The organism is Streptomyces sp. NPDC017529, from assembly GCF_044329785.1.
Taxonomy (GTDB): Bacteria; Actinomycetota; Actinomycetes; order Streptomycetales; family Streptomycetaceae; genus Streptomyces.
This window is the reverse complement of the sequence record NZ_JBIRJY010000002.1, coordinates 72,981-83,846: the sequence shown is the minus strand read 5'-3', so window position 1 is coordinate 83,846 and position 10,866 is coordinate 72,981. Positions and strand designations below refer to the sequence as shown.

Genomic DNA, 10,866 nt, shown 5'->3' with positions numbered 1-10,866 from the left:
GGGGCGGCGCGGTGCCGGCGCCGGTCGGGCCCGCCCCCGCCGGCCGGCGGGGGGGGCCCGCCACGCGGTGTTCTCCACGGCCCGGGCGGGGCCCGCCCGCGCCGCGTGCCGGGGCGGGCGGCCACCGCCGTGTGGGGCCCGGACCCGGCGAAACCGGCCGCGCGGAAAAGGGAGTGATTCATTCCGTTCGGCGGCCCTCCAGGAAGATCCGTATCTCGGGTTTCTCCTGGTGCGCAGGGGTAACTCGCAGCGCAGAAGAACCTCAGAGAGGGCCCCGCCCCGCGCGCCCCAGCCGACCATCAGGCATCGTGTTCCTGACGGTGGGCAGGAGGCGTACGAGGAGCGAAGAGACGTGGCGTCGGACGCACAACGGGGCCAGCGCGGAACCAACGGCACGAACAGGACGAACGGCGTGAACGGCGTCAGGGGCGCGCAGAGCGCCGGAAATGGCAAGAGCGGCGGCAGCGACCAGCCCGAGGACCGCAAGCCCCAGTCGGACGAGGCGCGCAGCGCCTTCGCCCCACCCCTCGGCATGCCCTACCCCCAGGTCGCCGAGGAGGAACACCCCACCTCCGAGTTCGCCCTCCCCGAGGGCCTGAAGCCGGAGGCACCTGCCGAGCCGGAAGGCTCCGCCTTCACCCAGCCCGCCGGCACCAGCAGCACCACGGGCCAGCACCAGCTGCCCGACCGGACCCCGGCCGGCTGGCCGGCCTTCACGCCGCCGCACGGCATCCCCGTCATCAGCCTCACCAAGCAGACGCCCTGGCAGGACCGCATGCGCACCATGCTGCGGATGCCGGTCGGCGAGCGGCCGGTCCCCGAGCGGGCGGAGCGCGCCGAGGAGAGCGGCCCCGCCGTACCGCGCGTGCTGGACCTGACGCTGCGTATCGGCGAGATCCTGCTGGCGGGCGGCGAGGGCGCGGAGGACGTGGAAGCCGCGATGTTCGGCGTCGCGCACGCCTACGGGCTGGAGCGGGTCGAGCCGACCGTCACCTTCACCCTGCTGTCGATCTCCTACCAGCCGTCGCTGGTCGACGACCCGGTGACGGCCAGCCGTACGGTACGGCGGCGCGGTGTGGACTACACCCGGCTGTCCGCGGTGTTCCGCCTCGTCGACGAGATCACCTCCGAGGGCATCACCCTGGAGGAGGCGTACCGCGGCCTGGCCGAGATACGCCGTAACCGTCACCCCTACCCGAGCTGGGCGCTCACCCTCGCCTCCGGGCTGCTGTCCGGCGCCGCGAGCATGCTGGTCGGCGGCCAGCTGATCGTCTTCATCGCGGCCGCCATCGGCTCGATGCTCGGCGACCGGCTGGCCTGGCTCGCCTCCAGCCGCGGGCTGCCGGAGTTCTACCAGTTCGTGGTCGCGGCCATGCCGCCGGCCGCCATAGGGGTCGCCCTCAGCTTCTCGCACGTCGCCGTACAGGCGTCCGCGGTGATCACCGGTGGGCTGTTCGCGCTGATCCCCGGGCGGGCGCTGGTGGCCGCCGTACAGGACGGCCTGACGGGCTACTACATCACCGCCTCGGCGCGCCTGCTGGAAGTCGGCTACCTCATCGTCGGCATCGTCATCGGCGTGCTCGCGGCGCTCTACATCGGGCTCCAGCTCAATCCGGAGTACCTCTACCCGGCGGCCGGGTTCGCCCTGTTCAACGACCCACCGGTGCAGATCGTGGCCGCCATGCTGCTGGCGCTGGCCTTCTGCGTCCTGCTCCAGCAGGAACGTCACACCGTCCTGTTCGCCACCCTCAACGGTGGCGTCGCGTGGGTCGTCTACGGCGCGCTCGCCAACGTCAGCAACATGAACGCGGTGCCCGCCACGGCCATCGCGGCCGGCCTCGTCGGCCTCTTCGGCCAGCTCCTCAGCCGCTACCGGTACGCCTCCGCGCTCCCGTACGTCACCGCCGCGATCGGGCCGCTGCTGCCCGGTAGCGCCACCTACTTCGGCCTGCTCAACTTCGCCCAGGGCGACATCGGGCCCGGCGTCTCGTCCCTGATCAAGGCCGCCTCCCTGGCACTGGCCATCGCCGTCGGCGTGAACCTCGGCGGCGAGGTCGCCCGCCTCTTCATGAAGTCGCCCGGCGCGACGCAGGAAGAGCCGGGCGACCGCCGCGCGGCGAAGCGGACGCGGGGCTTCTAGGGCGTACGCGAGGGCCCAGGACAGCGCAAGGGCGGCACTCGACCGACGAGTGCCGCCCTTTTTTCACCGCTCAAACGAGCCGCAGGATCAGTGGTGGGCGCCGCCCTGCGCCTCAAGGCGCTTGAAGGACGCCTCGATCTCGGCCTCGGCCTCGGCGCGGCCGACCCAGTCGGCGCCCTCGACGGACTTGCCGGGCTCCAGGTCCTTGTAGACCTCGAAGAAGTGCTGGATCTCCAGGCGGTCGAACTCCGACACGTGGTGGATGTCCCGCAGGTGCTCCACGCGCGGGTCGGACGCCGGGACGCACAGCAGCTTGTCGTCGCCGCCGGCCTCGTCGGTCATCCGGAACATGCCGATGGCGCGGCACTTGATGAGGCATCCGGGGAACGTCGGCTCGTCCAGAATGACCAGCGCGTCCAGCGGGTCGCCGTCCTCGCCGAGGGTGTTCTCGACGAATCCGTAGTCGGCGGGGTAGCTGGTCGAGGTGAAGAGGCGACGGTCCAGACGGATCCGTCCGGTCTCGTGGTCCACCTCGTACTTGTTCCGCGAACCCTTCGGGATCTCGATGGTGACGTCGAACTCCACGGGTGGCTCCTCCATGATCAACACATACGTCTGGTGATTAAGTGTCCCCCACGCAGGTGTGTGGTGGCGAAAGGGGCTGGTCCTAGGTGCCGGAGACCAGGTCGTGGCAGGTCAGGTGGCAGTCAGCGCGACGGTCGGCGCACCGTTGTGCCCGCTCGGCGCGGTCGGCGGGGTCCGCCGCCGTGTCCGCGACCCGTGCGGCGACCGGATCGGCGCGTTCCGCTTCCCGGTCCGCCGTGGGCTCCGCCAGTACCGCCTGGTGGGCCGCCTCCAAGCAGCAGCGGCAGACCGTACGGCTGACGGCGAGCTCCACCGTCCTGGGCCTGGTGGTCGCGGCCGGTGCGGTCGCGGCGGCCGGGCCCTGGGACTCGGGCCAGCGTACGGCCGAGCGGGCCCGGGCATCCGTGGCCGGCGGTACGGGTGGCGAGCGTCACGTCCCGGCCGGCCCGCCCAGCGCGCCTCCGGTACTGCCCGCGCTCGGCGCCGGCACCCCGCCGCTCCCCACCGCGCAGGCCCTTTCGGACCGGCTCACACCGCTCCTCAAGGACCCGGCGCTCGGCTCCCTGCGCACCGCCTCCGTGATGGACGCCGCGACCGGCCGCGAACTCTTCGGCGCCGAACCCGGCCGGGCGGCCACCCCGGCCTCGACGGTCAAGCTGGCCGTCGCCACCGCCGCGCTCTCCGCGCTCGGCCCCGAGCACCGCATCGACACCTCGGTCGTCGCGGACGCGGGCGGCGGCGTCGTCCTCGTGGGCGGCGGCGACCCCACCCTGACCGCCCGCGCGTCCACGGAGGATGCCCAGGACCGGCCCGCCAGCCTCCGCACACTGGCCGACGACACGGCCCGTACGCTCAAGAAGCGCGGCCCGACCAAGGTCCGCCTCGGGTACGACACCTCGGCCTACACGGGCCCCCGCCTGCACCCCATCAGCCCCAACGAGAACATCGCCCCCGTCGTCCCCCTCATGGCCGACGAAGCACGTCTCGACCGTTCCGAGCACGGCCCCGCGCCCCGCGACACCGACCCGGCCGCCGCGGCCGCCCGTACCTTCGCGCAGCTGCTCCAGGACCGCGGCATCACGGTCGACGGCGCCCCCGTACCGACCGAGGTCCCGGCCAAGGCACCGCGACTCGCCACCACCCGCTCACTGCCGCTCGCCGCGCTCGTCGAACGGATGCTCACCCACAGCGACAACGACATCGCCGAGGCGCTCGCCCGCCAGACGGCCCTCGCCACCGGCGAACCGGCCAGCTTCGAAGGCGCGGGCCGGGCCGTGAGCAAGACCCTGGCCCGCCTGAAGCTGCCGCCGGCCGGCACCGTCTTCGCGGACGGCAGCGGCCTGGACCGCGGCGACAAGGTGTCGGCGGGCCTGCTCTCCCGCCTCCTCGTCCTGGCCACCTCCCCCGACCACCCCGAACTCCGCCCCGTCGCCACCGGCCTGCCGGTCGCCGGATTCACCGGCACACTCAGCGGCCGCTACACGGGCGAGAAGGCGGGCGCCGGCACCGTACGCGCCAAGACCGGCACCCTCACCGGCGTGAACACCCTCGCCGGCACGGTCGTCGACACCGACGGCCGCCTCCTGGTCTTCGCCTTCATGACCAACAACACCACCGACCCCCAGGCAGCCCAACAGGCACTGGACCGCCTGGCCTCAGAGGTGGCCAACTGCGGCTGCCGTTGAGTCCCACCACGACCGGCAGCCGACCACCGAGATCACCTTCCGCGCACCTTCGCATTCGCCCCACCACGCCAGGGGGCGGGCCGGAGCGGCCTGCCGCGCAGGCCGTCGGCTACCCCCAGCGGATGCGCCCACGTACCGTGAACCCATGACGAGCATCGGTGGTGTGGAGATGGTCGACTGGAATCTCGCGGTAGCGACCGCGACCCGGTTCGTACGGCCGGGGCCAGAGGTGAGCCGGGACGAGGCGCGGGCGATCGTGGCCGAGTTGCGGCGGCATGCGAAGTCCTCCGAGGAACATGTGCGCGCGTTCACCCGCATGGTGCAGCCGGAGGGGGAGGGTGAGCCCGGGGCGGGGCACGACACGCCCGTACTGGTGGTGGACCGGCCCGGCTGGATCAGGGCGAACGTGGCGGGCTTCCGGGAGGTGCTGAAGCCGCTGCTGCAGAAGATGGAGGAGCGCCGTTCCTCCCTTCCCGGCGGCGCGGTGCTGGGGGCCGTGGGCGGCAAGGTGACCGGTGTCGAACTGGGCATGCTGCTGTCGTTCCTGGCCTCGCGGGTCCTCGGCCAGTACGAGACGTTCGCGCCCGCGTCCCGTGACCTGCCGGCCGCGGCGCAGGGCGGCCGGCTGCTGCTGGTCGCCCCGAACATCGTCCACGTCGAGCGGGAGCTGGAGGTGGACCCGCACGATTTCCGCATGTGGGTGTGCCTTCACGAGGAGACGCACCGTACGCAGTTCACGGCCGTGCCGTGGCTGCGGGACCACATCGAGGGCGAGATCCAGTCCTTCCTCGGCGAGACCGAGATCGACCCGGGCACGCTGCTGGAGCGGCTGCGGGAGGCGGCCCAGTCGCTGACCGGCGGCCGCCCCGAGGGCGAGGAGGGCGACGACGGGGGCCGCAGTTTCGTGGACCTGGTGCAGACCCCGGCGCAGCGGGAGATCCTCGGCCGGCTGACGGCGGTGATGTCGCTCCTGGAGGGGCACGCCGACTACGTGATGGACGGCGTCGGCCCGGACGTGGTGCCGTCGGTCGCCGAGATCCGGGAGAAGTTCCAGAAGCGGCGCGCGAGCGGCGCGGGCCGGCTCGACCAGGCGTTGCGCAAGCTGCTGGGGCTGGACGCGAAGCTGCGCCAGTACCGGGACGGCGAGCGGTTCGTACGGGCCGTGGTGGACGAGGTCGGCATGGACGGCTTCAACCGGGTGTGGACGTCGCCGAACACTCTCCCGACGAAGCAGGAGATCGCCAAACCGGCGGACTGGGTCGCGCGGGTGCACCGCTGAGGGGGCATGGCCCCGCGGGGCGGAGTTGTGAGCTGGGCGCACCGCGGGGCGGGTGAACGCTCCCTGCTGTCACTCTTCTGAGGGACCGTGAGCGAAGGATAGGCGTGCAATGCTCAGGGAACGGCTCGTCTCTGTCACCATCTAGGCACTCTGTGTGACGAAGAGCCGTGTACGGGCCGAGGCCCTCAGCTGACGATTGGAAACGGACATGGGTCCCCATCCAGCGGTCGCCGCGATACGCGTGGCGGTCCGCCGCGTGCTTCACGACGTACTGAACCACCACTCCTCGCAGGTCCCGGCCCCCGGCCGCGCCGTCGGCGCGCCGCTCGTGTCCGCCGGGGCGCCGCTGCCGCCCGCCGCGCCGGACGAGCCCCCGCTCGTGCTCGTCGCCTGCTCCGGCGGCGCCGACTCCATGGCACTCGCCTCCGCGCTGGCTTTCGAGGCCCCCAGGCTGGGCGTACGGGCCGGCGGCATCACCGTCGACCACGGCCTCCAGGACGGCTCCGACACCCGCGCCGCCGAGGTCGTCGCGCGCCTGCGCTCCCTCGGCCTCGACCCGGTCGACGCGGTCGCCGTCGAGGTGGGGCGGGCCGGCGGGCCCGAGGCCGCCGCCCGGGACGCCCGTTACGCCGCGCTGGACGCCGCCGCCGAGCGGCACGGCGCCGCCGCCGTCCTCCTCGGCCACACCCGCGACGATCAGGCAGAGACGGTCCTGCTGGGTCTCGCCAGGGGCTCCGGCACCCGTTCGCTGTCCGGCATGGCGGCGAAGACGGGCCGCGGCGGACGCTACCGCCGCCCCTTTCTGGAGGTCGACCGCCAGACCGCCCGCAAGGCGTGCCTGATCCAGTCGCTGCCCGTGTGGGAGGACCCGCACAACGCCGACCCGCTCTACACGCGCTCCCGGCTGCGCCACGAGGGCCTGCCCGCGCTGGAGAAGGCGCTCGGCAAGGGTGTCGTGGAGGCCCTCGCCCGTACCGCCCAGCTCTCCCGGGACGATGCCGACGCCCTGGACTCCTGGGCCGCCGAAGCGGAGCGCACGGTGCTCGACGACCGCGGCACCCTCGACGTCGCCGGGCTGTACGCGCTGCCCGCCGCGGTCCGCCGCCGGGTGCTGCGCAGGGCCGCCATCTCGGCCGGCGCCCCGGCCGGTTCGCTCTTCGCCCGGCACGTCGAGGAAGTGGACCGGCTGATCACCGGCTGGCGCGGGCAGGGGACCGTGAACCTCCCCGGGCGCGTGGGTGTGCGACGGCAGGGTGGCAGACTGGTGATCCGGCAGGGCTGAGCCGCAGGACACCGATGGGCGCCGCCCCGCTTCACGAGTCTCACGACACCGAACCGAGCGAGAGTGGCACGGGTGGACGACAAGGACATGGGCTCCGACCTTCAGTCGGTGCTCATCAGCAAGGAAGAGATCGACGCGAAGCTGGCGGAGCTGGCTGCGAAGATCGACGCGGAGTACGCGGGCAAGGACCTGCTCATCGTCGGCGTCCTCAAGGGCGCGGTGATGGTCATGGCGGACCTGGCGCGCGCGCTGTCCAACCCCGTGACGATGGACTGGATGGCCGTGTCGTCGTACGGCGCGGGCACCCAGTCCTCCGGAGTGGTGCGCATCCTCAAGGACCTCGACACCGACATCAAGGGCAAGCACGTCCTGATCGTCGAGGACATCATCGACTCCGGTCTGACGCTGTCCTGGCTGCTGTCGAACCTGGGCTCGCGCGAGCCCGCCAGCCTGGAGGTCTGCACGCTGCTGCGCAAGCCGGACGCGGCCAAGGTCGCCATCGACGTGAAGTGGATCGGCTTCGACATCCCCAACGAGTTCGTCGTCGGCTACGGCCTGGACTTCGCGGAGAAGTACCGCAACCTGCCGTTCGTCGGCACGCTCGCGCCGCACGTCTACGGCGGCTGAGCGGCGCCCGCCAGCCCGGCCGCCCGCGCGGCGGCCGGGGGCCCGGACCGGCCGGTGCCCGGCGGCGGGAACCCCGTGGGGTTTCCCGCCGTTGGAGCAGGGAGAACGGCATCCGAAGCTGCATTGTTAACCGTGGGCGGCGTCGTCGGGTGACAATGCTGGGGTACCGTCCGAAGGTCAGTCTTTTTTCGGGCCAGTAATACACCGTACGCACGACCAGCCCTCCACAGGGCTGTTGTGCCTCACTGTGGCAGGAGGGACGGGGCTCAGAGGGCTCCGTATGGATGGACGTGAAGCGATACTTCCGTGGGCCGGTCATGTGGATCGTGCTGGCCGTCCTCGCCGTGGTCGTGTTGATGCAGGTCGTCGGCTCGTCCGGCGGCTACAAGACGGTGGACACCGGTCAGGTCGTCAAGGCGATCACTGACAACAAGGTGAAATCCGCCGAGCTGACGACCGGCGACGAGAACAAGATCAAGGTCGAGCTGTCGGGCGACAACAAGGTCGACGGCTCCAACAAGCTCCAGGCGAGCTACATCGGCGACCAGGGCGTCGACCTGGCCAAGACCCTGCAGGCCAGGTACCAGACCGGCGAGATCAAGGACGGGTACACCGTCTCCCCGTCGAAGCAGAACCCCTTCGTCGGCGTGCTGCTCTCGCTGCTCCCGTTCGTACTGATCGTCGTGGTCTTCCTGTTCCTGATGAATCAGATGCAGGGCGGCGGCTCCCGGGTGATGAACTTCGGGAAGTCCAAGGCCAAGCTGATCACCAAGGACACGCCGAAGACGACGTTCTCGGACGTCGCGGGGTCGGACGAGGCCGTCGAGGAGCTCCACGAGATCAAGGAGTTCCTCCAGGAGCCGGCGAAGTTCCAGGCCGTCGGCGCCAAGATCCCCAAGGGTGTGCTGCTGTACGGCCCGCCCGGTACGGGCAAGACGCTGCTCGCGCGCGCCGTGGCCGGCGAGGCGGGCGTCCCGTTCTACTCGATCTCCGGCTCCGACTTCGTCGAGATGTTCGTCGGTGTCGGCGCCTCCCGGGTCCGTGACCTGTTCGAGCAGGCCAAGGCGAACGCCCCGGCGATCGTCTTCGTCGACGAGATCGACGCCGTCGGCCGGCACCGCGGCGCGGGCCTCGGCGGCGGACACGACGAGCGCGAGCAGACGCTGAACCAGCTCCTCGTCGAGATGGACGGCTTCGACGTGAAGGGCGGCGTCATCCTGATCGCCGCCACGAACCGCCCGGACATCCTGGACCCGGCGCTGCTGCGCCCCGGCCGCTTCGACCGGCAGATCGCCGTCGACCGTCCGGACATGCAGGGCCGCCTGGAGATCCTCAAGGTCCACCAGAAGGGCAAGCCGGTCGCGCCGGACGTCGACCTGGCGGCCGTCGCCAAGCGCACCCCCGGCTTCACCGGTGCCGACCTGTCCAACGTGCTGAACGAGGCCGCCCTGCTGACGGCCCGCAGCGACGCCAAGCTGATCGACAACAAGTTCCTGGACGAGGCGATCGACCGCGTGGTGGCCGGTCCGCAGAAGCGGACCCGGATCATGTCCGAGAAGGAAAAGAAGATCACCGCGTACCACGAGGGCGGACACGCCCTGGTCGCGGCCGCTTCGCCGAACTCGGACCCGGTCCACAAGATCACGATCTTGTCCCGCGGCCGGGCCCTGGGCTACACCATGGTCCTCCCGGACGAGGACAAGTACTCGACCACGCGCAACGAGATGCTCGACCAGCTCGCGTACATGCTCGGTGGCCGCGCGGCCGAGGAACTGGTCTTCCACGACCCGACCACGGGCGCCGCGAACGACATCGAGAAGGCGACCGCGACGGCCCGTGCCATGGTCACGCAGTACGGCATGACCGAGCGGCTCGGCGCGATCAAGTTCGGCTCCGACAACTCCGAGCCGTTCCTGGGCCGTGAGATGGGTCACCAGCGCGACTACTCCGAAGAGGTCGCCGCGCTGGTCGACGAAGAGGTCAAGAAGCTGATCGAGACCGCGCACAACGAGGCGTGGGAGATCCTGGTCGAGAACCGCGACGTCCTCGACAACCTGGTTCTGGAGCTCCTGGAGAAGGAGACCCTGAACAAGGAAGAGGTCGCCGAGGTCTTCAAGCACATCGTCAAGCGCCCGGCCCGCCCGGCGTGGACCGGCTCCTCGCGGCGTACGCCGTCGACGCGCCCGCCGGTGCTGTCGCCGAAGGAACTGGCGCCGGCCAACGGCTCGGCCCCCTCGGCCTCCGGTGTCTCGACCGAGAAGACCGAGGCCCCCGAGGAGCAGAACCCCGAGGCCTGACCGCTCCGCGAGCGGTGAAGACAAGGCGATGACCGGGTCCGCCCGGCAGGAGACCGGGTCCGTACGGAACGTTCCGTACGGACCCGGTCTTCGTCGTGAGGCATCCCGTATGCCGGTTTCCGCGCGGACCCTCACCGGCCCCGGAATGAAAGCCGCGCCTCAGGGGTTCTAGCCTGAACGGGTGGTACTCCGCGTGTGGAGTGAGCGCAACTGGGACCAGGAACGAGGCACAAGATGACCGATCCGGTGACGCTGGCCGGCGACGGCAAGATCGGCGAGTTCGACGAGAAGCGTGCCGAGAACGCCGTGCGCGAGCTCTTGATCGCGGTCGGCGAGGACCCGGACCGTGAGGGCCTCCTGGAGACGCCGGCCCGCGTGGCGCGCGCGTACAAGGAGATCCTGGCGGGGCTGCGCCAGGAGCCCGAGGACGTTCTGACGACCACCTTCGACCTGGGGCACGACGAGATGGTCCTGGTCAAGGACATCGAGATCGTCTCGCTGTGCGAGCACCACCTGCTGCCGTTCCACGGGGTGGCGCACGTCGGCTACATCCCGGCCGACAGCGGCAAGATCACCGGGCTGTCCAAGCTGGCCCGCCTGGTCGAGGTCTTCGCCCGCCGCCCCCAGGTGCAGGAGCGCCTGACCACCCAGATCGCGGACTCCCTGATGCGCATCCTGGAGGCGCGCGGCGCCATCGTGGTGATCGAGGCCGAGCACATGTGCATGTCGGTGCGCGGCATACGCAAGCCGGGCGCCAAGACGACCACCTCGGCCGTCCGCGGCCAGCTGCGGGACGCCTCGACCCGTGCCGAGGCGATGAGCCTGATACTGGCGCGCTGAGAGCCTGTGCCATACGAAGCGGGGGGGGGGCGGGGGTTTTGGGCCCCCGGGCCCCCCCCCCTCGTTTGGCAACCGCCCCCGGGGCGGGGGGGCGACCCGGGGTGGGGGCCGCCCCACCCCACAAAGCGGCG

Annotated in this window: 8 protein-coding genes; 7 read left to right on the top strand and 1 reads right to left on the bottom strand. The window is 71.4% G+C overall.

Features of this window, described 5'->3' with window-relative positions; all coding sequences use genetic code 11:
* The first annotated feature begins 412 nt into the window (after positions 1–412).
* Entirely contained in the window at positions 413–2,140 is a 1,728-nt protein-coding gene (locus tag ACH4K4_RS03940; protein WP_398164625.1) for a threonine/serine exporter ThrE family protein, read from the top strand.
* Positions 2,141–2,227: 87 nt separating this feature from the next.
* Here ACH4K4_RS03940 and ACH4K4_RS03935 read toward each other — a convergent pair whose 3' ends face one another.
* Positions 2,228–2,725, bottom strand: a complete 498-nt coding sequence (locus ACH4K4_RS03935; protein WP_004571927.1) for an inorganic diphosphatase — start codon at positions 2,723–2,725, stop codon at positions 2,228–2,230.
* An 86-nt stretch (positions 2,726–2,811) separates the two neighbouring features.
* Between ACH4K4_RS03935 and dacB the strand changes: the two genes are divergently transcribed.
* The 6 genes from dacB (at position 2,812) to folE (ending at position 10,735) form a co-directional block, all read left to right on the top strand.
* On the top strand, positions 2,812–4,410 hold the full coding sequence (gene dacB / locus ACH4K4_RS03930) for a D-alanyl-D-alanine carboxypeptidase/D-alanyl-D-alanine-endopeptidase (protein WP_398164623.1): 1,599 nt from the start codon (positions 2,812–2,814) through the stop codon (positions 4,408–4,410).
* A gap of 145 nt (positions 4,411–4,555) precedes the next feature.
* Positions 4,556–5,689, top strand: coding sequence for a zinc-dependent metalloprotease (locus ACH4K4_RS03925; RefSeq protein WP_398164621.1), 1,134 nt, complete (start codon positions 4,556–4,558; stop codon positions 5,687–5,689).
* Positions 5,690–5,897: 208 nt separating this feature from the next.
* Complete coding sequence (gene tilS, locus ACH4K4_RS03920; RefSeq protein WP_398164619.1) at positions 5,898–6,971, top strand: tRNA lysidine(34) synthetase TilS; 1,074 nt, start codon at positions 5,898–5,900, stop codon at positions 6,969–6,971.
* Positions 6,972–7,058: 87 nt separating this feature from the next.
* Positions 7,059–7,598 (top strand): hypoxanthine phosphoribosyltransferase, encoded by a 540-nt coding sequence (gene hpt, locus ACH4K4_RS03915; RefSeq protein ID WP_030596434.1) that lies wholly within the window; start codon positions 7,059–7,061, stop codon positions 7,596–7,598.
* A 284-nt stretch (positions 7,599–7,882) separates the two neighbouring features.
* Positions 7,883–9,895 (top strand): ATP-dependent zinc metalloprotease FtsH, encoded by a 2,013-nt coding sequence (gene ftsH / locus ACH4K4_RS03910; protein WP_398164618.1) that lies wholly within the window; start codon positions 7,883–7,885, stop codon positions 9,893–9,895.
* Between the two features lie 234 nt (positions 9,896–10,129).
* Positions 10,130–10,735, top strand: coding sequence for a GTP cyclohydrolase I FolE (folE, locus tag ACH4K4_RS03905; protein ID WP_398164617.1), 606 nt, complete (start codon positions 10,130–10,132; stop codon positions 10,733–10,735).
* Positions 10,736–10,866 lie beyond the last annotated feature (131 nt).

Coding starts and splice junctions, on each gene's coding strand:
- hpt (WP_030596434.1), top strand. CDS start 7,059: ATGGGCTCCGACCTTCAGTCGGTGCTCATCAGCAAGGAAGAGATCGAC.
- ftsH (WP_398164618.1), top strand. CDS start 7,883: ATGGACGTGAAGCGATACTTCCGTGGGCCGGTCATGTGGATCGTGCTG.
- ACH4K4_RS03925 (WP_398164621.1), top strand. CDS start 4,556: ATGACGAGCATCGGTGGTGTGGAGATGGTCGACTGGAATCTCGCGGTA.
- folE (WP_398164617.1), top strand. CDS start 10,130: ATGACCGATCCGGTGACGCTGGCCGGCGACGGCAAGATCGGCGAGTTC.
- tilS (WP_398164619.1), top strand. CDS start 5,898: ATGGGTCCCCATCCAGCGGTCGCCGCGATACGCGTGGCGGTCCGCCGC.